The 22,243-nt window shown below is 63.3% G+C and carries 24 protein-coding genes; 22 read left to right on the forward strand and 2 right to left on the reverse strand.

Going from position 1 to position 22,243, the window contains the following annotated elements:
* The first annotated feature begins 2 nt into the window (after positions 1-2).
* The 5 genes from ASD28_RS23710 (at position 3) to ASD28_RS23730 (ending at position 4,826) form a co-directional block, all read left to right on the forward strand.
* Complete coding sequence (locus tag ASD28_RS23710) at positions 3-1,346, forward strand: CpaF family protein (protein WP_056134288.1); 1,344 nt, start codon at positions 3-5, stop codon at positions 1,344-1,346.
* A gap of 24 nt (positions 1,347-1,370) precedes the next feature.
* Positions 1,371-2,348 carry a type II secretion system F family protein gene (locus ASD28_RS23715; RefSeq protein ID WP_056134291.1) on the forward strand — a complete coding sequence of 326 codons (978 nt, stop codon included), beginning with the start codon at positions 1,371-1,373 and terminating at the stop codon, positions 2,346-2,348.
* Between the two features lie 10 nt (positions 2,349-2,358).
* Positions 2,359-3,300, forward strand: coding sequence for a type II secretion system F family protein (locus tag ASD28_RS23720; RefSeq protein ID WP_056134294.1), 942 nt, complete (start codon positions 2,359-2,361; stop codon positions 3,298-3,300).
* A gap of 16 nt (positions 3,301-3,316) precedes the next feature.
* Positions 3,317-4,411: a LytR C-terminal domain-containing protein gene (locus ASD28_RS23725; protein WP_056134297.1), complete on the forward strand. Its 1,095-nt coding sequence runs from the start codon at positions 3,317-3,319 to the stop codon at positions 4,409-4,411.
* Positions 4,412-4,502: 91 nt separating this feature from the next.
* On the forward strand, positions 4,503-4,826 hold the full coding sequence (locus tag ASD28_RS23730; protein ID WP_056134300.1) for a BON domain-containing protein: 324 nt from the start codon (positions 4,503-4,505) through the stop codon (positions 4,824-4,826).
* Position 4,827: 1 nt separating this feature from the next.
* Here the strand turns inward: ASD28_RS23730 and ASD28_RS23735 are convergent, their stop codons facing one another.
* Both ASD28_RS23735 and ASD28_RS23740 read right to left on the reverse strand, forming a co-directional pair.
* Entirely contained in the window at positions 4,828-5,592 is a 765-nt protein-coding gene (locus ASD28_RS23735; RefSeq protein WP_056134303.1) for a GIN domain-containing protein, read from the reverse strand.
* A 126-nt stretch (positions 5,593-5,718) separates the two neighbouring features.
* The gene (locus ASD28_RS23740; protein ID WP_056134306.1) at positions 5,719-5,919 is read right to left on the reverse strand and encodes an RNA repair transcriptional activator RtcR family protein; all 201 of its coding nucleotides are present in this window, start codon (positions 5,917-5,919) and stop codon (positions 5,719-5,721) included.
* A gap of 124 nt (positions 5,920-6,043) precedes the next feature.
* Between ASD28_RS23740 and ASD28_RS23745 the strand changes: the two genes are divergently transcribed.
* The 17 genes from ASD28_RS23745 to ASD28_RS23825 all read left to right on the forward strand — a co-directional run bounded on the left by ASD28_RS23745 (position 6,044) and on the right by ASD28_RS23825 (position 22,243).
* Positions 6,044-7,279: an RtcB family protein gene (locus ASD28_RS23745; RefSeq protein ID WP_056134309.1), complete on the forward strand. Its 1,236-nt coding sequence runs from the start codon at positions 6,044-6,046 to the stop codon at positions 7,277-7,279.
* Between the two features lie 11 nt (positions 7,280-7,290).
* A complete protein-coding gene (rtcA, locus tag ASD28_RS23750; protein WP_056134312.1) occupies positions 7,291-8,319 on the forward strand; it encodes an RNA 3'-terminal phosphate cyclase in 1,029 nt (342 codons plus the stop codon).
* A gap of 107 nt (positions 8,320-8,426) precedes the next feature.
* Positions 8,427-9,047 (forward strand): DVUA0089 family protein, encoded by a 621-nt coding sequence (locus ASD28_RS23755; protein WP_056134314.1) that lies wholly within the window; start codon positions 8,427-8,429, stop codon positions 9,045-9,047.
* Between the two features lie 282 nt (positions 9,048-9,329).
* Positions 9,330-10,670: an integrase family protein gene (locus ASD28_RS23760; protein WP_056134317.1), complete on the forward strand. Its 1,341-nt coding sequence runs from the start codon at positions 9,330-9,332 to the stop codon at positions 10,668-10,670.
* 110 nt (positions 10,671-10,780) lie between these two features.
* A complete protein-coding gene (locus ASD28_RS23765) occupies positions 10,781-11,503 on the forward strand; it encodes a hypothetical protein (protein ID WP_056134320.1) in 723 nt (240 codons plus the stop codon).
* A 327-nt stretch (positions 11,504-11,830) separates the two neighbouring features.
* Complete coding sequence (locus ASD28_RS23770) at positions 11,831-12,268, forward strand: hypothetical protein (protein ID WP_056134323.1); 438 nt, start codon at positions 11,831-11,833, stop codon at positions 12,266-12,268.
* Positions 12,265-12,573, forward strand: a complete 309-nt coding sequence (locus ASD28_RS23775; protein WP_056134326.1) for a hypothetical protein — start codon at positions 12,265-12,267, stop codon at positions 12,571-12,573. Before ASD28_RS23770 ends, ASD28_RS23775 begins: the two co-directional genes overlap by 4 nt.
* 3 nt (positions 12,574-12,576) lie before the next feature.
* The gene (locus ASD28_RS23780) at positions 12,577-14,229 is read left to right on the forward strand and encodes a DEAD/DEAH box helicase (RefSeq protein ID WP_082577612.1); all 1,653 of its coding nucleotides are present in this window, start codon (positions 12,577-12,579) and stop codon (positions 14,227-14,229) included.
* Positions 14,216-15,142 carry a toprim domain-containing protein gene (locus tag ASD28_RS23785; RefSeq protein WP_056134328.1) on the forward strand — a complete coding sequence of 309 codons (927 nt, stop codon included), beginning with the start codon at positions 14,216-14,218 and terminating at the stop codon, positions 15,140-15,142. Before ASD28_RS23780 ends, ASD28_RS23785 begins: the two co-directional genes overlap by 14 nt.
* Positions 15,129-15,368, forward strand: a complete 240-nt coding sequence (locus ASD28_RS23790) for a hypothetical protein (RefSeq protein ID WP_056134331.1) — start codon at positions 15,129-15,131, stop codon at positions 15,366-15,368. The genes ASD28_RS23785 and ASD28_RS23790 overlap by 14 nt, the downstream gene beginning before the upstream one ends.
* A 112-nt stretch (positions 15,369-15,480) precedes the next feature.
* The gene (locus ASD28_RS23795) at positions 15,481-15,771 is read left to right on the forward strand and encodes a hypothetical protein (protein ID WP_056134334.1); all 291 of its coding nucleotides are present in this window, start codon (positions 15,481-15,483) and stop codon (positions 15,769-15,771) included.
* Between the two features lie 84 nt (positions 15,772-15,855).
* Positions 15,856-16,140 carry a hypothetical protein gene (locus ASD28_RS23800; protein ID WP_056134337.1) on the forward strand — a complete coding sequence of 95 codons (285 nt, stop codon included), beginning with the start codon at positions 15,856-15,858 and terminating at the stop codon, positions 16,138-16,140.
* A 170-nt stretch (positions 16,141-16,310) separates the two neighbouring features.
* The gene (locus ASD28_RS23805; protein WP_056134340.1) at positions 16,311-16,880 is read left to right on the forward strand and encodes an aspartyl/asparaginyl beta-hydroxylase domain-containing protein; all 570 of its coding nucleotides are present in this window, start codon (positions 16,311-16,313) and stop codon (positions 16,878-16,880) included.
* Positions 16,877-17,332 carry a hypothetical protein gene (locus ASD28_RS23810; protein ID WP_056134343.1) on the forward strand — a complete coding sequence of 152 codons (456 nt, stop codon included), beginning with the start codon at positions 16,877-16,879 and terminating at the stop codon, positions 17,330-17,332. Before ASD28_RS23805 ends, ASD28_RS23810 begins: the two co-directional genes overlap by 4 nt.
* Positions 17,333-17,335: 3 nt before the next feature.
* Entirely contained in the window at positions 17,336-18,103 is a 768-nt protein-coding gene (locus ASD28_RS23815; protein ID WP_200949036.1) for a hypothetical protein, read from the forward strand.
* Positions 18,104-18,110: 7 nt separating this feature from the next.
* Complete coding sequence (locus ASD28_RS23820; protein ID WP_056134347.1) at positions 18,111-19,754, forward strand: hypothetical protein; 1,644 nt, start codon at positions 18,111-18,113, stop codon at positions 19,752-19,754.
* Between the two features lie 2 nt (positions 19,755-19,756).
* Positions 19,757-22,243: a hypothetical protein gene (locus ASD28_RS23825; protein ID WP_056134350.1), complete on the forward strand. Its 2,487-nt coding sequence runs from the start codon at positions 19,757-19,759 to the stop codon at positions 22,241-22,243.

Here is a 22,243-nt window from a genome sequence, read left to right on the forward strand (position 1 = left end):
CCATGTCCCTGCGCGAACGCCTGTCCGTGACGGACGAGGAGCGTCAGCATCAGCCCGTAGCGGCTGCGGCGCAACAAGCCTATGCGGAACTGAAGAAAACAATGCACCAGATGATCCTCGACCGGATCGACCTGGAGCGCCTGAAGCGCCTGACGAGCGAGCAGTTCAAGCACGAGCTGGCGCTGCTGGTCCAGCGCATCATCGAGGAAGAGCGCATCGTGCTGAACCAGCAGGAGCGCCACCACCTCGTGCTCGACATCCAGCACGAGATGCTCGGCTTCGGCCCGCTCGAGCCGCTCCTGAACGATCCGACCGTCTCGGACATCCTCGTCAACACCTACGACAAGGTGTACGTCGAACGGCGCGGCCGCCTAGAACTGACCGACGTGTCGTTCCACGACAACGCGCACCTCATGAAGATCATCGAGAAGATCGTCTCGCGCGTCGGCCGCCGCGTGGACGAATCGAGTCCGATGGTCGATGCGCGCCTGCCGGACGGTTCGCGCGTCAACGCGATCATCCCGCCGCTCGCGGTCGACGGGCCGCTGGTGTCGATCCGGCGCTTCGGCGCGACGCCGCTTACGGTGCCGAACCTGCTCGACTATAAAAGCGTCACGCCGCCGATGATCAAGGTGCTCGAGAGCCTCGGCCTCGCCAAGGTGAATATCCTGATCTCCGGCGGTACCGGCAGCGGCAAGACGACGATGCTGAACCTGATCTCCGGCTTCATCCCAAGCAACGAGCGCATCGTGACGATCGAGGATGCGGCCGAACTCCAGCTGCGCCAGCCGCACGTCGTGCGCCTCGAGACGCGCCCACCCAACATCGAAGGGAAGGGCGAAGTGACGCAGCGCGCGCTCGTGCGCAACTCGTTGCGCATGCGCCCGGACCGCATCATCCTGGGCGAGGTGCGCGGACCGGAAGCGCTGGACATGCTGCAGGCCATGAACACGGGCCACGAAGGCTCGCTCGCGACCATCCACGCGAACACGCCGCGCGACGCCCTGGCGCGCCTGGAAAACATGGTCGGCATGGCCGGCGTGAGCCTGACGCCGCGCGCCATCCGCCAGCAGATCGCTTCCGCCATCACCGTGATCCTGCAGGCCTCGCGCCTGGCCGATGGCACGCGCAAGGTCGTCAGCATGCAGGAAATCACCGGCATGGAAGGCGATATCATCTCGATGCAGGAAATCTTCCGCTTCGAGCAGACGGGCATCGACGCCGACGGCAAGGTGCAGGGCCATTTCTGCGCCACCGGCGTGCGGCCGCGCTTTGCCGACCGGCTGCGCATGTTCGGCGCCGCGGTGCCCGAGGACACCTTCGATCCCGACCGCGTGTTTACCTGAACCGCATCGCCGCGAAAGTCACGCATGGACATCCTCTTCTACGGATTCATCGTCTTCCTGTTCGCCGCCGTCATCCTCGGTATCGAAGGCGTCTATCTATGGTGGGTGAGCACGCATGGCGCCAGCGCCCAGCGGATCGCACGCCGGCTGCAGCTGATGTCGGGGAACCAGGGCCGTAGCGCCGAACGCATCTCGATCCTGAAGTCGCGCCGCTTCGGCCGGCACGACCTCGTCGACCGCCTGCTGCAGCGCTTCCGCTTCGCGCACCGCCTCGACAGGCTCCTCGTGCAGTCCGGCATCGCGTGGTCGGTCGAGCGCTTCCTGCTGTGCTCCGTCGCGACGATGCTGGTGGCCACCTACCTCGTGATGCAGTGGCCGATGCCGCTGCCGGTGCGCCTCGCGATCGTCCTGCTGTGCGTCCACGTGCCGCTGCTGCTGGTGCGGCGCGCGCGCCTGCGCCGCCTCGTGCGCATCGAGGAGCAACTGCCTGACGCCGCCGACTTCATCGCGCGCGCGCTGCGTGCGGGGCACTCGTTTTCGAACGTGCTGCAAATCGTCGGCAACGAGTTGCCGGAACCGCTCAGCGGCGAGTTCCGCATCGCGCGCGAGGAAATCAACTACGGCGTGCCGCTGGGCGAAGCGTTGCACAACATGGCGGCGCGCATTCCGCTGACCGACCTGCGTTACCTCGTCATCGCCATCCTGATCCAGCGCGAGACCGGCGGCAACCTGGCCGAGATCCTCAGCAACATCAGCCACATCATCCGTGGCCGGCTGCGGCTGGCGGCGCAAGTCCGCGTGCTGTCGGCCGAAGGGCGCATGTCGGCCTGGATCCTCGGGCTGCTGCCGTTTGCCGTGGGAGGCATGCTGGTACTGGTCAATCCCACGTACGTCAAGGTGCTGTGGACCGATCCGCTGGGCGTGAATATGCTTTGGACGGCGCTGGTCATGATCATCATCGGCGTGATCTGGCTGAAGAAGGTGATCCGCATCCACATCTGAGGAGACATCGATGACTCGCGCTCAGTTGCTGTTCCTGTTGATCGTCTTCGTGGTCGTCTGCTGCCTCGCGTGGCTTGCGGCGGTGTTGTTCGCGCCCGCCGCACTGCGTGCCCGGCTGGCGAGCTTCATGGGCCGTGCGAACGAGGACCAGACGGAACGCAGCGGCTGGATCGAACGCGTGGCGCGCGCCGCCAAGCCGCTCACCAGACTCTCGGTGCCGGAGGAGGGCTGGGAAAAGTCGGCGCTGCGCACGCGCTTCATGAACGCCGGCTGGCGCAACCCGGCGGCGCCGACGCTGTACTTCGCATCGAAGACGGCCCTCGCGCTGGGCCTGCCCGCGCTGGTCGGCATCGTACTGGCCTTCGTGCCCGCCACCATCGCCGAGCTCGGCATGCTGTTCCTGCTGCTGCTCGCGGCGACGTGCGGCTACTACCTGCCGAACACGATTCTCGACCGCGTCATCAAGCGCCGCAAGCGCGACATCTTCGAGAACATTCCCGACGCGCTCGACCTGCTCACCGTGTGCGTGGAGGCAGGCCTGAGCCTCGAGCGTGCGTTTGTCAAGGTCGCCGCCGAGATCCACATCAAGAGCGTCACGCTGGGCCAGGAATTGCAACTGGTGCTGATGGAGATGCGCGCCGGCTTCAGCAAGGAAAAAGCGTTGCGCAATTTCGCGCTGCGCGTGGGGCTGGACGACGTCGACTCGCTCGTCGCCATGCTGATCCAGTCGGAGCGCTTCGGCACCAGCATCGGCGACGCCTTGCGCGTGTATTCGGAAACGCTGCGCGGCAAGCGCCGCATCGTGGCGGAAGAGGCGGCCGCCAAGATCGGGCTGAAACTGTTGTTTCCCCTCATCTTCTGCATCTTCCCGACCCTGTTGCTGGTACTGCTGGGGCCTGCCGGCATCCAGATTACCAAGCTCTTCGGCAGCGCCCTCGGTCATTCCAACTGAACGAACGGAGATTGTCATGCGCGCGCGTACCCGCCTCTACAGCCTGCCATTGTTGTGCAGCGGCGTGCTGCTGCTGGCCTGCAGCAGTCCACCGCCGCAGCCGTACGCCGGCCCGCCCGCGTCCCCGGCGGCGGACGACAGTTATCTGCACGGCCGCAACCTGTACCTCGCGCGCCGCTACGGCGACGCGATCGCCGCCTACCAGGCCGCGCTGCGCGTCGACGCCAGGCACGTCAATGCGCGCAACGGGCTGGCGATCGCCTACGCCGAGCAGCGCGATTTCGCGCGCGCGATCCCGATCTGGCGCGATCTGACCCGTGACGTCACCATGGCATCCGGCCCCGCATCTGCTTTCCTGTTTTCCAACCTGGGCTATGCCTACCTGCTCAGCGGCGACCTCGACGCGGCCCAGGTCGCGCTCGAAAAAGCCTGCCTGCTCGATCCGCTCAACCACCGCGCCTGGCAATACCTGGGCGAGACGCTGCTCAAGGTGGGCCAGGAAGAGCGCGGCCAGCAGATGCTGCGCCAGGCCGAAGCCTTGCGCGAGCACGACTTCCGCGCCGATTATGCGACGGCGAACGGCGGCACACGCCTGCCGGCCATCGAGCAGGCGGTCAGGACCGACCGGCGCCCCGACGACGAGGCATGGGCGTCCGTCGAAGTGATCCGCAGGGACGACGGCATCCTCGAATTACGCCGCATGCCGGCAAAAGCCGCCGCGCTGCACAGCGCGCCCGTCGACGGCGCGGCAGCCCAGCCGCTCGCGCCGGAAGCGGTCGCCAGGCTCGAGATCAGTAACGGCAACGGCCGCCAGGGCCTCGCGCGGCTCGTATCGCGCCAACTGAGCGATCCGGGACTGAAAGTGGTGCGCCTGACGAATGAAAAACGATTCGACGTGCGCCAGACGCGCGTCGAGTACCAGCCGGCGTTCCGGATGGCGGCGGAACGCCTGGCCCGGCATGTCGGCACGGGCGAGCCGGTCGAGGTCGGCCTGACAGGGCACGCCGACGTGCGCCTCGTCATCGGCCACGATTTGCCGCTGCAGCGCATCGTCGCAAGACCACCGACGGGTCCGCTCATGGCGCAGGCGGGCCGGGCCGATGCCCCTTGAACGTGACAGTGCCGTTTTCACAACAGTAGCGGGCGACAGACTCCACCGAAATTCGGAATAATAAAATTCTTGATAACTCGGGAGAATCGCCATGAAGCTCACTCGTTTTCAGTCCGCCATTGCCCAGTCAGTTCTCGCAACCTCGCTGCTGGTCTCGCTCGCAGCCTGCGCGCCGACGCCAACCCGCGAAGGCACGGGCGAATACATCGACGATTCCGTGATCACCGGCAAGGTGAAAGCGGCGTTTGCCGCCGATCCGACGGTCAAGGCGACCCAGGTGCAGGTGGAAACGTTCAAGGGCACGGTGCAGCTGAGCGGCTTCGTCGATTCGCGCGAATCCGCCCAGAAAGCCGTGGAAATCGCGCGTGGCGTGAAGGGCGTGAAGTCCGTCAAGAACGACACGGTCATCCGCTGACTTATTGCCAGCTCACCTTGCCGAAGCCATTCGTCGTCGCGTTGCGCGTGGCCGGCTTGCCGTAGACGGTGGCCGAGCCCATGCCGCTCAGGTTGACGTTGGCCGCCGTTTTCGCGTACACGCTGGCGCCACCGAGGCCGGTCATATCCAGGTCGACGGTTTCTGCGCGTAATTGTTGAGCGTCGAGACCGCCGACGCCGCCCAGTTGCGCACGCAAGACCTTGGTCTGGCCGGCCACGGTGATATGGCCGGCGCCGCCCAGGTGCAGTTCGATGCGGTCGGCCTGACCGGGATTCAGCGTGAGACCGCCGACGCCGCCCAGGCGCGCGTCGACGTCGCGATATTGCCCCGTGAAGCGCACGGCACCGGCGCCGTCCAGCGCGAGCTTCAGCTTGTCGCCGCTGAAGCCGGAGACTTCGCTCGATCCAACGCCCTGCGACACGAATTCACGCAGGTTCGGCACGGTGAGATCGGCGCGCAATTCGTTCTTGCTGTTGCCTTCGAAATGGGTATTGTTTTCCATGTCGATCACGAGCGTGTCGCCGCGCTGCGTGGTCGTCACCTTCGTCACATAACGACGGTCGCCGGACACCACGAGCGACGGCGTCGGTCCCTGGTGCAGGTTCAGGCGGATCACGCCGCCCAGGCGCACTTTCGATACGTTCGCATCCACGGTGCGGTTTTCGCGGACGAGGTCGTCGGCCACGGCATGCGCGCTCAGGGCCAGGGTCGTGGCGAGGAAGGCGCTCTTGATCAGGTTGTTCATGTTCGGGGTCTCCAAATAGTGGTCTGATGGAATCACTATAGGCAAACACCTCGTAGGCAACCTGTCGATTGCGACAGAACGCAGCATTGGCGGTACAGGCCGTGAAATCACCGTGCCATGCTGCCCTCATGCATGCACTGTGCCGATGTCCTGCATGACCTGGTCGAGCAGCGCGGTCGGCTCGCCGTTGTACAGCAGTTCCAGGCGGTCGATGACCACGTCCTCATGCTGCGTCAGCGCGACGGTCGGCCGCCATTTTTGCCGGCGCGCGCTGCCCTTGCCGTTGTCGAGCTGGGTGCCGATGACGACGGTGTTCTTCCTTATCATGAAAGTCCGTCCCTGCTGTAGCGACGGCCAACAATAAATATTCTGGATAATCAGCGATGTAGCGCCATCTTCATGACGCGACGAGGAAATGGCACGCCGTTTGCAACAGAAGAGGAGAGCAACGATGAAATCCGAACACTACGATGTCCTGAACGTGGACGGCGGCCGTCCGGTCAAGATGTGGACGCGCGGCGTCCCGGTCGAGGAAGGTGCCAGGCAACAGCTGGCCAACACGGCGCGCATGCCGTTCATCTACAAGCACATGGCGGCGATGCCCGACGTCCACCTGGGCAAGGGCTCGACGATCGGCAGCGTGATCCCGACGCTGGGCGCCGTGATCCCGGCCGCGGTCGGCGTCGACATCGGCTGCGGCATGATGGCCGCCAAGACGACCTTGAGCGCGAACGACCTGCCCGACAACCTGGGCCCGCTGCGCAGCGCCATCGAGCGCTCGGTGCCGCACGGAATGTCGCCGAAGACGCGTGGGTTCAAGGGTCGCGACAAAGGATCGTGGGACACCCCGCCGCAGGCCGTCGACCAGGCGTGGATGGCGCTGAAGGATGAATTCGACGTCATCTGCCAGAAGACGCCCAAGCTGAAGAACACGAACAACTACAAGCACCTGGGGACGCTCGGCACCGGCAACCACTTCATCGAGATCTGCCTGGACGAGCAGGGCTTCGTGTGGTTCATGCTGCACTCCGGCTCGCGCGGCGTCGGCAATGCGATCGGCTCGCACTTCATCGAAGTGGCCAAGCAGGACATGCGCACGCATCTGGTGAACCTGCCCGACCAGGACCTGGCCTATCTGAAGGAAGGCACGCAACACTACGACGACTACGTCGAAGCGGTCGGCTGGGCGCAGAAGTTCGCACGCATGAACCGCGAAGTGATGATGCAGAACCTGATCGCGGCCGTACGCACGGTCATCAGGAAGCCGTTCGAGACGCACGTGGAGGAGGTGAACTGCCACCACAACTACGTGCAGAAGGAACACCATTTCGGCAAGGACGTGCTGGTCACGCGCAAGGGTGCCGTGTCGGCGCGCGAGGGCGAGCTGGGTATCATTCCGGGATCAATGGGCGCCAGGAGCTACATCGTACGCGGCAAGGGCAACCCGGAGAGCTTCCACAGCTGCAGCCACGGCGCCGGCCGCACCATGAGCCGTACCGAGGCCAAGCGCCGCTACTCGGTCGACGACCAGGTGCGCGCCACCGAGGGCGTCGAATGCCGCAAGGATGCCGGCGTGATCGACGAGATCCCGATGGCCTACAAGGACATCGACGCCGTGATGGAAGCACAGAGCGATCTCGTCGAGGTCGTGCACACCCTTAAGCAGATTGTCTGCGTGAAGGGTTGAAAGGACATGACATGATCGAACTGGATGGCGCGGTCGGCGAGGGCGGCGGGCAAATCCTGCGCAGCGCGCTGACGCTCGCCATGATCACGGGGCGGCCCTTCCGCATCCGCAACATCCGCGCGAACCGCGCCCGGCCCGGCCTGATGCGGCAGCACCTCGTGGCCGTGCAGGCGGCCTTGCAGGTGTGCGGGGGCGATGCGTCTGGCGCCGCACTCGGCAGCCAGGACCTGACGTTCGTGCCGGGACCGGTCCATGGCGGCGACTACGAATTCGCCATCGGCACGGCCGGCAGCTGCACCCTGGTGCTGCAGACCGTGCTGCCGGCCCTGCTGAAGGCGGATACACCGTCGACGCTGCGGCTCGCGGGCGGGACGCACAACCCCATGGCGCCGCCCGTGCAATTCCTGCAGCGCGCCTGGTGCCCGCGCCTGGCCGAGATGGGCGCCCGCATCGACATCCACCTGGAGCGCTTCGGGTTTTATCCGGCCGGCGGCGGCATCGTCGTGGCCCGCGTGGAGCCATGCGCGCTGCTCCGGCCGCACACGTGGATGACGCGCGGCGCGCACCGGGCCGCATATGCCGAGGCGTTCGTGGCCGGCATCCCGGGACGGGTCGGGCAGCGCGAACTGGAATGCGTCGGCAGGGCCATGAACTGGGGCGAGGACCAGTTGCTGTTACGGGCCCTGCCGGCCGATCAGGGGCCGGGCAATGCCTTGATGCTGACCCTCGACTACGAATACGCGACGGAGGTGTTCACGGCGTTCGGCGCAAAGTCCGTCACGTCCGAACAGGTGGCGCGCCAGGTCGTGCAGCGCGCGCGCCGGTACCTGATGTCGCGGGCCGCTTTCGATGAATATCTTGCCGACCAGATGATGCTCCCGCTCGCGCTGGGCGGCGGCGGCCGTTTTACGCTGGACGAGGTGTCGATGCATGCGCGTACCAACGCACAGATGATCGAGACGTTCCTGCCTGTGCGGTTCACGTTCGATCAGCTTGACGGTGTCGACCGCTGTACGGTGATGCGCAATGATGTCGGATAACTTTACATTCCCTGCGTATAAAATAAATTCCCTATGTAAATCAATTGCATTTTTGCGTGGCACAGCTTTTGCTGCCTTTTCCGGTGTCTAATGACCTGGGAATCAAAATGAAATTGAGCACTTTCGCCGGCATGTTGGCACTGGCTGCCATTACGACTGCCGCACAGGCAACCAACCTGTCTTTCACGGGTGCGTTCAGCCATGACAACGACGTCCAACGCTTCACCTTCACGGTGAGCGGCACGTCGACCGTGACCCTGCGCAGCTGGTCGTATGCGGGTGGCGTCAATGCGCTCGGCGACACGATCGCCCGTGGCGGCTTCGACCCGATCCTGTCGCTGTTCGACGCGACGGGGGCCAAGCTCTACGAGCAGGATGATGCGGACTGCGGCGACGTCGCCGCCGATCTCATGACGGGCCGCTGCTATGACGTTAACTACAAGAATGCGCTGGCGGCAGGGACCTACACGGTGACGGTCCAGCAGTTCAACAACTTTGCCGCCGGATCGAACCTGGCCGATGGCTTCGCGCGCGATGGCGGGGCCAATGAGAACTTCCGCAACGGCTTCGTCGATTCGGCCGGCGACAAGCGCGATGGGCACTGGGCATTCGATATCCTGAACGTCAACACGGCTGCCGTGACGCCGCCGGCGGGCGTGCCGGAGCCGGCGTCGCTGGCGCTGCTGGGGATTGGGGCACTCGGACTGCTGCTGCGCAAGCGTTCGTAAGCTTCCCTGAACGCCCAAACACAAAAGGGTTACGTGCATGAGCGCATAACCCTTTGTTTTTACTGCTGAATCTTGGTGCCGGCTGCAGGACTCGAACCCGCCACCTGATGATTACAAATCACCAAACTGAACCATTCCGGAGTGTTGATAAGCGTTGAGATTAGAGGAGAAATAAGCTTAAAATCATATGCTTAACGCACATTAGCCCGGTTTCCACATTGAAAAGTGTTGATCTTTGTATGCTAAAATTCCCTACATAGCCACTACATGAAGGGAGCCTCGATGAAATGGGACAACTTTACGAGTGCCCGTATCGAGGCCTTCAAGTGCGCCGAAGGGCGTCAGCAGAGTATCTACTGGGACGGCAAGACTCCTGGCCTGGGCCTGAGGGTCACCGCCAAGGGCGCGAAGTCCTACATCTTCGAGACCACCCTCAACGGTAAGACGCTCCGGATCACGATAGGAGACGTGCGTACTTGGTCCATCTCTCAGGCACAGGCGAAAGCCACGGCCTATAAGGCGCAGACCGACAGCGGCATTGATCCGCGAAAGGTCCTGGCTGAACAAGTCGCTGCAGAGAAGGCTGCCGAGGTGGCGAGGGCGAAGGCTGAAGAGGCTGAGGCGGCCGCGGCCATCCGTAACGCGGTCACGTTAGGTGATATCTGGCCCGAGTACATTGCCGATCGCATGACGACGCGAACTGGTGGCTGGTCCGATCACCATGTGCGTGCCCACAAGCAGATGATGCAGGAAGGAGGCCAACCGGTTAAGCGTGGCTCGAAGCTGACGCAGCCGGGGCCGCTGTTCTCATTGGCTGGCGTCCGGCTTGTCGACCTCACGAGTGACCGCATTGAGCGGTGGGCAAAGGAGGAGGCAAAGCATCGCCCATCCAGCGCGCGGCTCGCGTGGCGTCTTCTGAAGGCCTGCATGAACTGGTGTAGTGAACATAAGACCTACTCCAGCATGGTCGCCGCCAATCCCACGAAAAGTGCGCGTGCGCGGGAGGCCTTGGGTAAGCCAAAGGTGCGCAACGACGTGCTGCAGCGCGAAATGTTGGCGCCCTGGTTTAGCGCCGTGCGCAAGATCAGCAACCCAGTTATCAGTGCTTACTTGCAGTGCCTGCTGTTGGTTGGCCCTCGCAGGGAAGAACTCGCCCAACTTCGATGGGCGGACGTCGATTTCCAATGGAGCAGCATGAAGCTGGCCGACAAGATTGAGGACTTCCGCATGGTGCCGTTGACGCCCTACGTTGCGCATTTGCTGGCGCGGCTGCCCCGTCGGAATGAATGGGTGTTCTCGAGCACCGCTTCCGCCGATGGCCACATCGCCGAGCCGCGGTATGCGCATAACGAGGCGTTGGCGGTAGCAGGCTTACCGCACCTTACCCTGCATGGTCTGCGCCGTTCTTTTGCCACGCTGAGTGAGTGGCTAGAGACACCGGCAGGGATCGCTGCTCAAATCCAGGGGCATGCACCGCAGGGAGTTCGGGAACAGAACTATATCCGTCGGCCACTGGACCTCCTCCGGATGTGGCATGAGAAGATCGAAGCTTGGATGCTCGAGCAGGCTGGCATAGATTTCACCCCAGCTCCGGCTGGCTTACGCGTGGTCGCAAGCGCATAGCGCGCCTACAGTTCATGCGCTGGACTAGGCCGACGGGCCGAAAGTGGGAAACCTTCACCCGCTTGCCTGGTGTGCTCTAATTCGAAGGTGCGTACTGAAGGAGCGCAAGTATGATCGAAACCAGTACCTTAACTGAGCAGCACCTGTTGAGTGAAAGCTCCATTCCGGCGCAAGAGTTGCAACGCTGGCACCAAGCCCCGGAGATTGAACCGGGCGTAAGGTTCGTTAAATTCCAGTTTTGCAATACTCTGGAGGTCACCTACGACTTCCCAAACTTCCTGGCTGACGTCAGTGACAGAGTAGGTCGGTGGAAGCAGGGACGCTACACCGTTAAAGAGGCGGCACAAGTTTTGTCAGAAGCTTACCCCGGTCAGGTCGATGCAAATTCGTTCCGTAGACAGGCCGAAAAAGCGATTCAGCGCGGGAAACTTATCATGAGGAAAAATGGCGTTCCTCTTGATCTCGACGACCTTCCAACAGGGCCATTGGCAACTCAAATTGTGGAGGAACGAGACGTCAACGAGTGGCTGTCGAACGAAGGTAGCCCGTATCGGCTTGCTTACCCCTACCAAGACAACGAGGCGAACGAGACACCGCACAAGCAGGAAAAGTTCGTCCCGAAGTTGACTCTGCAAAGGGACTCAATTCTGCAGTGGTTAACAAGCAATGGCTATAACCCGAACGCGCTACCGGCGCGCATGCGTGGAAAGAGCGGGCCCAAAGCCGAGGTAAAGGCAGCAATGCTCAAGAATGCGAGCATGTTCACCGAAAAATCGTTCGAAAAAGCGTGGGAAAGTCTCCGTTCGGACGGTTCAGTTCTAGGCGCTGACTGATGTAACCCCCGTCTCCCCCGTGTCTCTGTCCCTGAATTGGGGGACAGGGGACCGTTGCGGCGGAGGATAGTGCCGCTTAGAAACTCCGTATCACCTTCAACACATATAGGTGATACGAAATGGTCGTAAGCCGCGCAACCTCTCCCAAACTTGCGAGCGTCCCGGAGACGCTTACTACTGCCGAAGCGGCAGTTGCTCTGAATCGCAAACCCCAAACCCTGCGTATGTGGGCTTGCAACGAAAACGGTCCAATTCGTCCCGTTCGTGTTCATGGGCGCCTTGCTTGGCCGGCGAACCAAATCGCAGCCCTCCTGAACGGAGGTGCTCATGCCTAAGCGCCGAAACGAAAACGCCCCCCGTGCGGGAGGCGCTCGCGTCGATCAAGCTGGCGGGCCCAAGTCGACAAAACAAACCACAATTTTCAACTGCAGCCCGCAGAGTATCACAGCCGTGTGCGAAGAGCTTGCCCAGAATGGCGTCGCTCTCCGAAATGCATCTGGTACGACTCAGCGGGAAACCCTCCGTCGCGCCCTGGAGTTCCGCGGGGCGCGCGGGCTCAATACCTACGAGGGCACTGCGGCCGGGTACATGCGTTTGGCAACGAGGGTGAAAGAGCTCAAAGACGCTTGGGACATCTGCACGCTCTCCGAGGATGTGCTCGGCCCCGATGGACTGCTGCACAAGGGCGTCGCTCGTTACGTTCTGCTCGGCCGACGTAAGGATAATCCGCCACCTCAGGGCGAACTTGAGTTGGTGCCGGCATGAATACCCAGCTCCTCGCCATCAAAAACTGGGACACGTTCCAGCACTACGGGAAGCGTAATCCTCCATGGATCAAGCTGCATCGGGCCATCCTTGATGACTACAGCTTCTGCGCCCTTCCTGACGTCGCCAAGGGCCATCTCATGCTGCTGTGGCTGTATGCCAGCCAAAACAACGGCACGGTGCCGCACGATGTCTCATTCCTTGAGCGAAAGCTGTCGATCACCGGTCTGGATCTCGGTGTGCTGATTGATCACGGCTTTCTGATCGCGCAGGGCGCCGCTAGCGTCAAGCTTGCGAAGGGATAGCATATGGATAACACGTCAATTGCTAGCAAAGTGCTAGCACCTTGCTATCCACTGACGAGCATCTCAGAAGAGTGCGCTAGCAGCTTAGTTGCAACTCAGAAGAGAAGAGAAGAGTTAACGGCGAAAAACCCGCCCAGCCAAGGCGAAGGAGCATCCAAGCCGCTGACCCTGCGCCCGTACCAGTCTGCAGCCGTCCAAAACCTGCGCCTATCTTTGGCCGGGGGGGTCATTCGGGAAATGCTCTGCTCACCTACAGGGAGCGGAAAAACGGAGATGGGCATGGCCCTGGTCCGAGGCGCCCGAGCAAAGCGCAAGCGGGTCATCTTCCTTTGTAATCGCGTGCACCTGGTTGAGCAGACCTCCCGTCGGTTCAAGAAGGCCGGCATCGATCACGGCATCATCCAAGGCGAAAACACCGCCAGGGTGTACGAGAGCGTCCTTGTGGGGAGCATCCAGACCGTCGCCCGTCGCGGCATGCCAGATGTCGACCTGATCATCATCGACGAAGCACACACGGTTGCAGGCTCCCGCGAATACCGCGCGGTACTCGCCGCGGCCAAGGGCGTCCCGGTAATCGGCCTCTCGGCCACGCCATATGCCCGGGGCCTGGGCAAGCACTACGATGAGCTCGGCGGCGCGCTGTTCGAGCACATGACTGTGGCAGCGACGATCCCGGAGCTGATCGAAGGCGGTTACCTGGTGGACTGTGACGTGTACGCGCCGAGCGAGCCGGATATGGCCGGCATCAAGCAGGCGCGCAACGCGTTCGGGGATCTGGACTACACCGATGCCGACGTCGGCCGCGCCGTGAACAAGCCGGAGCTGGTGGGCGACATCGTGACGCACTGGCTGCGCCTTGCGCGCGGGACACCGACCGTCTGCTTCGCGGCGAACATCGCGCACAGCAAGCACATCGTCGAGCGCTTCCATGCCGCCGGCGTCAGCGCCGAGCATATCGACTGCTATACCGACGAGGAGGAGCGTCGCGCCATCCTGGCTCGCGTAGAGACCGGCGAGACGATGGTGATCTCGAACGTGGGCATTCTCGCCGAGGGGTGGGACTTCCCGGCATGCCGCACGCTGATCCTGGCCAGACCGACGCGCTCCCTCATCCGCTACATCCAGATGGCCGGCCGGGTGCTGCGCCCTCACGCGAGCAAGGACCGTGCGCTGATCCTCGACCACTCCGGTTCCGTCGTCCGCCTCGGGTTTCCGACTGACGAGTTTCCCCTCGAGCTGGACGACGGCACGCCCAGGGAAGCGAAAGGCGAGGCCCAGGAGAAGGAAAAGCCGTTGCCGAAGGCCTGCCCATCCTGCAGCTACGTCAAGACCGTCCACAAATGCCCCGTATGTGGCTTTGCCCCCGAGCGCAAGGCAAACGTCGACGTCCGCGCCGGCGACTTGGTACCGCTCAAGAAGAAGCCAAAGGCGAAGAAGATGGACAAGCAGGAGTTCTACTCCCAGTTGCTGGGCGTGGCACAGGAAAAGGGGCGGCAGCCGGGTTGGGTCGCTCACCGGTACCGGGACTATTTCGGCGTTTGGCCGCGCGGGATGCAAAACGTTCCGACGGCGCCGACCGACGAGGTGAGGGGCTTCTTGATACACCTGCAGATCAAGGCGGCGAAGGGGAAGGAGGCCCGCGATGCAGGCGCTTAGGCCAAGGACGGCAGATGTGGCGATCGGGCGCTGGCCGGGCATCCTGCAAGCCCTCGGCGTCGATCCGGCCTACCTTCGTAACAAGCACGGCCCATGCCCCGCCTGCACAGGGAAAGACCGGTATCGCTTCGATGACAAGGACGGCCGCGGAACCTGGTTTTGTTCGCGGTGCGGGTCCGGGGACGGCTTCCAGCTGTTGCAGATCGTGTTCGGGTGGACGTTTCAGGAAACAGCCAAGCACGTCGACCGCATCGTCGGGACGGTCCCTGCCGGGGCGATCGTGCCGGCGCGCGCAGAGCATGACAAGGTGAAGGCGCTGCAGCGGGTGTGGGCGGAGACCAGGGAGGTTGTCCATGGTGACCCGGTATGGCGATACCTGAACCGCCGTCTCGGCCTCGAACAGGTGCCGGCCGGGCTCAGGTTCCATCCCCGGTTGAGGTACACCGACGACGAGGGTCGCGACCTGGGCCGCTTCCCGGCGATGCTGGCCAAGATCCAGTATCCGGACGGCGCCGGCGCATCGATCCACCGGACCTACCTGACGGACGACGGACAGAAGGCTCCGGTGCCGAAGCCGAAGAAGATCATGGCCGGCAAGCCGCTAAATACGGGCGCTGTGAGGCTTGGCGAGGCTGGGTCGACTCTCGGTGTGGCTGAGGGCATAGAAACGGCTCTGGCGGCCTCTATTCGCTTCGGCGTGCCGGTATGGGCAGCCACCAATGCGGTGCTGCTGGAAGCGTGGGAGCCGCCGGCCGGCGTCGAGCGGGTCCTGATCGCCGGCGACAACGATGCAAGCTTCACCGGGCAGGCCGCCGCGTACGGGTTAGCACGCCGGTTAGCACAGAAAGGCGTCGCCGTTGAGATCCAGATTCCGGGGCAAACGGGCAAGGACTGGGCTGATGCTGGTGTCTAAACGCTTTCTCCGCGACTTCGCCTATATCGCGAACCTGTACGGCTGGAACGCGGAGGACGTCGAGGACGCAAAGGCGCAGACAAGGGTGAACCCTGCCGAGATGTGCCGGTACTGGTCCCAGCTCGCGGCCGCGCACCGCGCCGGGTATGTGCAGACCCCCGAAAACAACTTCATGCGGCTAGGCCAGTGGCAGCAGCAACAGGGCACGCCACCTGAAAAAACCTGAAATTGCAGAACGCATTCCCTACGCATCGCGTGCGCACGCGAGGCAGAAGGGGATAGAACGACGACACCGACGTCCCCGGTTCGCGGGGACGACAACAACCTGAAGGAGCAGTATGAGCACCCCTCGAGAAGAGATCCAGATCCTGATGTCCAGCATCGTTGAGACCGCCAGGACCAACCCCTTACCCCGATTTGATCCCGAGGCATTGGCCACAGTCCTCCTCCACGATCTGGAGGGGATATGGCACCTGATGTCGATCGAATCGAAGATCGCCATGACGCTTATTGCGGTGACCCTGCAGCACGGGAAGAACGGTGTTGTGGCTACTCGGCCGGGACTTCTTGCCAAGTGGCTGAGACCATTTCGCGCGCGTGAAGCGGAAAAGGGCCCAGGAAGGGCCTAAATCGGGCGCGTGCGCGACGGAGATGAATGGGGACGGGTTTTCAGACCAGTACACGCACGCGCGCAAGGTAGAAGGAAACGATGGATGACCGCGCCACCCAAGACCGCTGAGACCATTTCGCGCACGCGCGCGCGCGCAAGGAGGCTGGACCGTCTGGCGCTTCGGTATGGATGGTCCCCCAAAGAACTTGAGAGCATCAGAATGCAACTAATCGAAGCCCCCGATCTGTGGGACCGCTACTGGCGCAATCTGGCAGTAGCGTGCGCTGCCGACTTTGTGCAGACCAAGGAGAACGGCTTCATGACGCTCCGGACCTGGTGCGCGAGGACGGGCCGACCAGATCCCACTCTCTCCGACCTCGACAATTGATAGATTCAGATGGAATGATTTTAGGGCTCATCATTACAATTAAATATGACTATCTAATGTAAGTTTACGATAGGAAATGACTATAATTTAGTCAGTGGCACCTACTTGCTATAGCTGAGTTTCGAGCGCCCAGCGGCTCACAAACCCCCTTCTAACCTTGGGAGAATGTGATGCGTAATTTCCTCCTGCTCGCGCAAGGCGTCGACGTCACCCCCCTTTTGTTGGCGATCCGTCGCCGCCCGGACCTCTGGAAAGAGGACACCTACCTCCGCGATTACCCGCAAGGCCCGTTCAAGCAGATCGAGTCGATCATGCTGCGCTTCCCCGTCAAGTCCGTGCACGAGACCGAGGAGGAGCTGCAAAACCACCTGAGCACCTACGACCAGCACGAAAACGTCGACTATCCGGCCTACAAGCTGCTGACCGAGGCTCGCCCGATCGTGATGTCGCTGATGGCACGGGTCGGCGGCGAGCGCCTGGGCCGGGTCATGATCAACAAAATCGCACCTGGCGGCGTGATCTTCCCGCACGTCGACACCAAATCCCACACCGACTACTACAGCCGCTTCCACGTCGTCCTGCAGAGCCAGCCGGGAGTCTACTTCCGCGCCGGCGAGGAGACTACCTACATGGCGCCGGGAGAGGTCTGGTGGTTCGACAACGCGCAGGAGCACGAGGTGATCAACAACAGCGCCGACGACCGCATCCACATGATCGTCGATATCAGGACTTCCAAATGATCACTTGCCACGTCGAGTCATTCGAGCAGCAGCTGTCCGAGCTGCAGGCGCTGCTGCCGCTGCACTACCGCGAGCTGGCCCTGAATCAGGACAAGGTGCCGCTGCAACCGCAGTACCACGTCTACATCGAGCGAGAGCGCGCCGGCGGCCTGCTCTTCGTCACCTTGCGCGACGCCGGCCAACTGGTCGGCTACTTCATCGGCTTCATCGCGCCCGGCCTGCACTACGAGACCTGCTTGACCTGCACGATGGACATCTTCTACGTGCGCCAGGACAAGCGCAGCGGCAGCGCCGGTGTGCGGATGTTCCGCTTCGTCGAGGCGGAGCTTCGGCGCCGTGGTGTGCAGCGGTGGTTCATGGGTTCAAAAATTCACGCCGACGCCAGCGCCCTGTTCAAGCGCATCGGTGCGGCACCTGTCGAAACGTATTTCAGCAAATGGCTGGGGGAGTAAATCATGGTGGCAGCAGCAGTTGTGGGAGCAGGGATCGGCGGTGCACTCTTGTCGTCAAACGCGACCAGGTCGGCGGCCAACACTGCGTCCAACGCGCAGGAACGGGCCACGCAGCTCGGCATCGACCAGCAAAACAAACAGTTCGAGGCGGTGCAGAAGCTCCTGTCGCCGTTCGTCACGGCCGGCACCGGTTCGCTCGCCGCGCAGCAGAACCTGCTGGGCCTGAACGGCGCCGCTGCACAGCAGGCCGCAATCAGCGGCATCCAGTCGTCCCCGATGTTCAGCGCGCTCGCGCAGCAGGGTGAAGACGCGATCCTGGCGAACGCCTCGGCCACCGGCGGGCTCCGCGGCGGCAACGTGCAAGGCGCGCTCGGCCAGTTCCGTCCGCAACTGCTCAACCAGCTGATCGAGCAGCAGTACGCGAACCTAGGCGGCCTGACCTCCCTCGGACAGAACGCCGCGGCCGGCGTCGGCAACGCGGGTATGCAGACCGGCCAGAGCGTGGCCAGCCTGCTCCAGCAGCAAGGCGCGGCACAGGCGGGTAACGCCCTGGCAGCAGGGCGATCCCAAGCCGGGGTGTACAACGCGCTGGGAAGCAGCATTGGGACGTTCGCAGGCCTGGGTGGCTTTGGTCCCACCTCGACCTATGACGCGGCTGCAGCACGCGCCGCAGCCTCCGCGCGCCAATCGAGTGGGCTGACGTCGAGCGTGGGGGATATTGGTTTCACCCCGATCGACATGTCCGCATTTACCTCCTCGCTCAAGTTCTGAGGCCATCATGCTTCCAATCGACTACACCACAGACGTCGCCAACGCCTTCGACAGTGTCCTGAAGGGCTACCAAGCCGGCATCGGTATCAGCCAGGTACAACAGCAGCAGCAACAACAGCAGGCAGCGCTCGCCCAGAAGCAGCAACAGGCACAGGTCATCCAGTCGCTGGTCGCGAACCCGAATGCCGGCGGCGAAGAGTATGCGAACGCCATGTTGCAGGTACCGGGCATGAGCGAACAGCTCAAACAGGCCTGGGATATGAAGAGCGCGGTGGCGCAGAAACAGCAGCTTTCCGATCTGGCCCAGTGGGGTTCGGCAATCCAAAATGGCCAGCCGCAGATTGTTGTCGACGGGTTGAACGCGCGCGCCGATGCGATCGAAAACGCGTCCAACGGTCCCACCGTTGAATCGAGGGCACTGCGCGCCAAGGCGCAGGCGGTCCAGGAGCATCCTGAGTTCGGCGGCGTCCTCATCAAGTCGATGTTGGCCGTGCACCCGCAGGGCAAGGCTGTCATCGACAACATCGTCGCGCAAAACAAGGATGCCCGTGACCAGAAAGAGTCGGACTCGAAGCTGGATGGCGAGAAGATCGACCAAGCCGTGAAGAATTACGGCGTCTTCGCGCAGACGGCCGGCTCGCTCGCAAAGCCCGGCGTGAAGCCAACGCAGGCGATCGCCATGTTCAAGTCGATGGAGTCGCGCGGCTTTATTCCGAAGGGCGGCGCGCAGGAGTACATCGACGGCATGCCGGCCGATCCAAAAGAGCTCCCCACGTACCTGGGCCAGCTCCGCGACGCCGGCATGACCCCGAAAGACCAGAAGGCGTTCACCACGCCGAGCGCCGATGCGACGCTGTCGGCCAGTACGCAGCGCCGAGGCCAGGACATCCGCCACTCCGAGTGGGTCGAGGAGCAGAAGGCCGCCGATGCACCGGCGAAGCCGAACGAGACGCTAGCCAAGCAGATCGCGTTCTACCGCGCGCCACCGCTCGGCCAGTTCAACATGAACAAGCCATGGGGCCAGGCCACCATGGACATGGTCATGCAGCTCAATCCCCAGTACGACGCAGCCCAGTACGCACCGCGGGCTGCCGCGCTGCGTTCGTTCGCCGCCGGCGGCAAGGATGGCGCGGCGATCGAGTCGGCCAACACCGCGATGAACCACCTGGCGACGCTGAAGGAGCTTGCCCTTGCCCAGAAGAACGGAGACACCCGCCTATTCAACAAGATCGCGAACAGGATCTCGGAAGCGACCGGCTCCGCGCGACCATCGAACCTGAAGGTCGCCGTGCAGATGGTGGCGCCCGAAGTGGTCAAGGCCGTGTCCGGGGTCGGTGGCACCGGCGAAGACCGGAACCACACTGCTGCAGCGCTGACCGGGGACGGCACCTACTCGCCCGAACAGGTACTGGGCGCCGTCCGCACCGCGCAGGAGCTGTTCGGAGGCCGCCTGAAGGAGAAGAAGCGCAGCTACGAGCGGAGCACCGGCCTCAAGGACTTTGATGACACATTCCTCTCGCCGGCCGCACGATCGCTCCTGACTGGCAAGAGCGACGGTGAGGGCAAAGGGGCACCGCCAACGAAGCCTGCGAAGTCGGCGGCAGCGCACCCGGCCGATATCGATTACCTCCTCAACAAGTACGGGAACTAGTGATGCCTGACCGCGAACAGCTCTACCAAGCGCTCCGCAATGCCGATGCCGCGGGCGATACGAAGGCCGCGCAGCGCCTGGCCGGCTACATCAAGTCGCTGCCGGCCAATGACGCCTCCGAGGCCGAGCAGGGCCACAACCTGTTCGACACTCTGGCGTCGATCCCTGGGCACATCAAGGAGGCTGCCACCGGTGACAAGCGGCATACAGCCGAAACTGATGCGGCGCCCGACTGGGCCGGCATGCCCGAGCTGAACTCGTTCAGCATGGCGAGTGCGAAAACCGGTTTGGGCACGCTCCTGTCCAACCCGGCCGAGACCGTGAAGATCATCCAGTCGAACTTCCCAGGCGTGAAGGCGCGTCAGGATGAGAAGGGCAACTTCCTGTTGCGCTCGTCGATGGACGGCAAGGAGTATGCGATCAAGCCCGGCTTCCAGCTCAGCGACCTTCCGCGCGCGCTCGGCGCCATCGCTGCATTTACCCCAGCCGGCCGCGCCACGACCCTCGGCGGCGCTGCTCTCGGGGCTGCTGGCACACAGGCAGCCATTGAGGCGACCCAGGCGGCTACCGGCGGCGAGTTCAATCCGGGTGAGGTAGCTGCAGCCGGCGTCGCCGGCGCCGCCGTGCCGGCTGTGGTCAATGCAGTGCGTGCTGCAGCTGCGCCGGCCAGGCAGATCCTGCGACGCGTGCGTGGTGTGAACCCTGCTGTTGCTGCCGAGCCTGCCGCCGCGGTCGACCCGCTGGCGACCGCATCGGCCGAGGCTGCTGATGCCGGCGCCGCCTCACCTGGTGCGCAGGGCCCAGCTGCGCGCGCGGCCGCCGACGCTCCAACGGTCGATGCCAGCGGTGCGGCACCTCTGGCAGCGGACGACCTTACCCAGACGGCGCGCAAGGCCGCAGAAGGCGGTTTCGGAAGCAGCCGGGCAAAGCAGGTACTGGCCGAGCAGGCATCGCCCGATCCCAAGGTCATGGGGGCTGCCGAGCGCCTCGGCATCGATGGTGACCTGCAGGCGGACCACGTGACCACGAATCAGGCATTCCGCGAACTGTCACAGGCTGTGAAGTCGATCCCTGGTTCCGAGGCACGCGCCGCAGAGTTAGACGGCCTGCAGCGAGTCGCGCAGCGGGCCAACGACCTGATCGAGGAGATTGGTGGCACGCATGACCTCAGTAGCCTTGCCCATTCGCTCAAAGAAAGGCTGCAGGGCACGCACGATGAACTGGTGAGCCATGCGGACAAGCAGTATGCAGATATCCGCGCCGCCGTGCCGGCTAAAGCAGATGCGCCGGCGCCGACCGTCCTGAACATGATCAAGGCGCGCGCCAACGATCTCGGGGGCACGAAGTTCCTGTCGCCGATGGAAAAGATGGTCTTGGCGAAGCTCTCGCCTCGCCGGTTGATGCCGAAAGCAGAGGGGCCGCAGATTCTGTCCGCCTCGGGCGAGCCACTTCGCGCAGGGGCCGCGCCGCAGGCGATTCTCAAGCATCCGACGTACACCCTGCTGGATGACGTCCGACGCGACCTCACCGCGGCGCGCGTCCAACGCGCCGGCCCGTTCAAGGACTCGGACAGCCGTTTGATCTCGATACTCGAGGACGCACTGAAGAAGGATCAGCGGGCCGTGCTCGAGCAGCATGGCATGGCCGGAAAGTGGGATCTCGCTCAGAAAACCGTCGCCACTTACAAGGGCATTCAGGACGATCTCGCCGCGCTTTTCGGCGAGAAGCTGGACGAGTCCTTCGTCGGTAAGATGTCGACGGCCATGAAGGCGCTCCCGGCGGGAGACCCGACCCAGCTTATCAAGTTGCTGAAGTCGGTCCCAGAAAGCATGCGCCAGGAGGTCGTCGCCTCTGGTCTCAGCACCGCATTTGGCAAGACTGCGGCTAATGGCCACGTCAGTTTCGGCAAGTTCGCCACCTGGTACGAAGGCCTGCTCAAGAACAAGCAGTCGCACCTGGCCGTTATGACCCACCTGCCGCCCGAGGCGCGCAAGCAGCTCAGCGACCTATACCGTGTTTCCAACGGCATCAGCGCCGCCACGCGCGAGCGAATCACTACCGGTCGCCTCAACGCCATCAAGGACGAGCTGAAGCCGATCGACAACTTCACTGGCCGCCTCTACAAAACTGCACGTGAGTCTGCGCTTGGCGCCACTGTGGGCACGACCGTAGGCTGGGCCCTTGGCCCAGGTGCGGGCGCTGCGGTTGCGTCGGCGCTTGCCAAGGGAGCCAAGCCCGAGGCCATCAAGGCGGTCGACAAACTCCTGACTTCGCCCGAGTTCACCGAGCTGGCCCGCAGGACCGCGCATGGTGTTCACCCCGAGCAGCAGGATGCGATCCGCCGCTTCGTCCAATCCCCTGGGTGGCGACGCTTCGCGCATGTCATGAACATGCCCGGTAACGCAACGGCTTCGCAGCGATGGGTTACGCAGGCGCTGCAGGCCGAGCGGATGCATGAAGACCAAGATCATCCAGCCGAAGGAGAGTAA

Origin of the sequence: Massilia sp. Root133, assembly GCF_001426525.1 — a bacterium.
GTDB classification, from domain to species: domain Bacteria; phylum Pseudomonadota; class Gammaproteobacteria; order Burkholderiales; family Burkholderiaceae_D; genus Telluria; species Telluria orientalis.

What these genes read in the sequence shown, in the direction of transcription:
- ASD28_RS23805 (WP_056134340.1), top strand. Translation starts at nt 16,311, where the DNA reads ATGCGTAATTTCCTCCTGCTCGCGCAAGGCGTCGACGTCACCCCCCTT.
- ASD28_RS23760 (WP_056134317.1), top strand. Translation starts at nt 9,330, where the DNA reads ATGAAATGGGACAACTTTACGAGTGCCCGTATCGAGGCCTTCAAGTGC.
- ASD28_RS23785 (WP_056134328.1), top strand. Translation starts at nt 14,216, where the DNA reads ATGCAGGCGCTTAGGCCAAGGACGGCAGATGTGGCGATCGGGCGCTGG.
- ASD28_RS23735 (WP_056134303.1), bottom strand. Translation starts at nt 5,592, where the DNA reads ATGAACAACCTGATCAAGAGCGCCTTCCTCGCCACGACCCTGGCCCTG.
- ASD28_RS23825 (WP_056134350.1), top strand. Translation starts at nt 19,757, where the DNA reads ATGCCTGACCGCGAACAGCTCTACCAAGCGCTCCGCAATGCCGATGCC.
- ASD28_RS23755 (WP_056134314.1), top strand. Translation starts at nt 8,427, where the DNA reads ATGAAATTGAGCACTTTCGCCGGCATGTTGGCACTGGCTGCCATTACG.
- rtcA (WP_056134312.1), top strand. Translation starts at nt 7,291, where the DNA reads ATGATCGAACTGGATGGCGCGGTCGGCGAGGGCGGCGGGCAAATCCTG.
- ASD28_RS23725 (WP_056134297.1), top strand. Translation starts at nt 3,317, where the DNA reads ATGCGCGCGCGTACCCGCCTCTACAGCCTGCCATTGTTGTGCAGCGGC.
- ASD28_RS23780 (WP_082577612.1), top strand. Translation starts at nt 12,577, where the DNA reads ATGGATAACACGTCAATTGCTAGCAAAGTGCTAGCACCTTGCTATCCA.
- ASD28_RS23820 (WP_056134347.1), top strand. Translation starts at nt 18,111, where the DNA reads ATGCTTCCAATCGACTACACCACAGACGTCGCCAACGCCTTCGACAGT.
- ASD28_RS23770 (WP_056134323.1), top strand. Translation starts at nt 11,831, where the DNA reads ATGCCTAAGCGCCGAAACGAAAACGCCCCCCGTGCGGGAGGCGCTCGC.
- ASD28_RS23815 (WP_200949036.1), top strand. Translation starts at nt 17,336, where the DNA reads ATGGTGGCAGCAGCAGTTGTGGGAGCAGGGATCGGCGGTGCACTCTTG.
- ASD28_RS23775 (WP_056134326.1), top strand. Translation starts at nt 12,265, where the DNA reads ATGAATACCCAGCTCCTCGCCATCAAAAACTGGGACACGTTCCAGCAC.
- ASD28_RS23765 (WP_056134320.1), top strand. Translation starts at nt 10,781, where the DNA reads ATGATCGAAACCAGTACCTTAACTGAGCAGCACCTGTTGAGTGAAAGC.
- ASD28_RS23790 (WP_056134331.1), top strand. Translation starts at nt 15,129, where the DNA reads ATGCTGGTGTCTAAACGCTTTCTCCGCGACTTCGCCTATATCGCGAAC.
- ASD28_RS23730 (WP_056134300.1), top strand. Translation starts at nt 4,503, where the DNA reads ATGAAGCTCACTCGTTTTCAGTCCGCCATTGCCCAGTCAGTTCTCGCA.
- ASD28_RS23720 (WP_056134294.1), top strand. Translation starts at nt 2,359, where the DNA reads ATGACTCGCGCTCAGTTGCTGTTCCTGTTGATCGTCTTCGTGGTCGTC.
- ASD28_RS23710 (WP_056134288.1), top strand. Translation starts at nt 3, where the DNA reads ATGTCCCTGCGCGAACGCCTGTCCGTGACGGACGAGGAGCGTCAGCAT.
- ASD28_RS23810 (WP_056134343.1), top strand. Translation starts at nt 16,877, where the DNA reads ATGATCACTTGCCACGTCGAGTCATTCGAGCAGCAGCTGTCCGAGCTG.
- ASD28_RS23715 (WP_056134291.1), top strand. Translation starts at nt 1,371, where the DNA reads ATGGACATCCTCTTCTACGGATTCATCGTCTTCCTGTTCGCCGCCGTC.
- ASD28_RS23800 (WP_056134337.1), top strand. Translation starts at nt 15,856, where the DNA reads ATGACCGCGCCACCCAAGACCGCTGAGACCATTTCGCGCACGCGCGCG.
- ASD28_RS23745 (WP_056134309.1), top strand. Translation starts at nt 6,044, where the DNA reads ATGAAATCCGAACACTACGATGTCCTGAACGTGGACGGCGGCCGTCCG.
- ASD28_RS23795 (WP_056134334.1), top strand. Translation starts at nt 15,481, where the DNA reads ATGAGCACCCCTCGAGAAGAGATCCAGATCCTGATGTCCAGCATCGTT.
- ASD28_RS23740 (WP_056134306.1), bottom strand. Translation starts at nt 5,919, where the DNA reads ATGATAAGGAAGAACACCGTCGTCATCGGCACCCAGCTCGACAACGGC.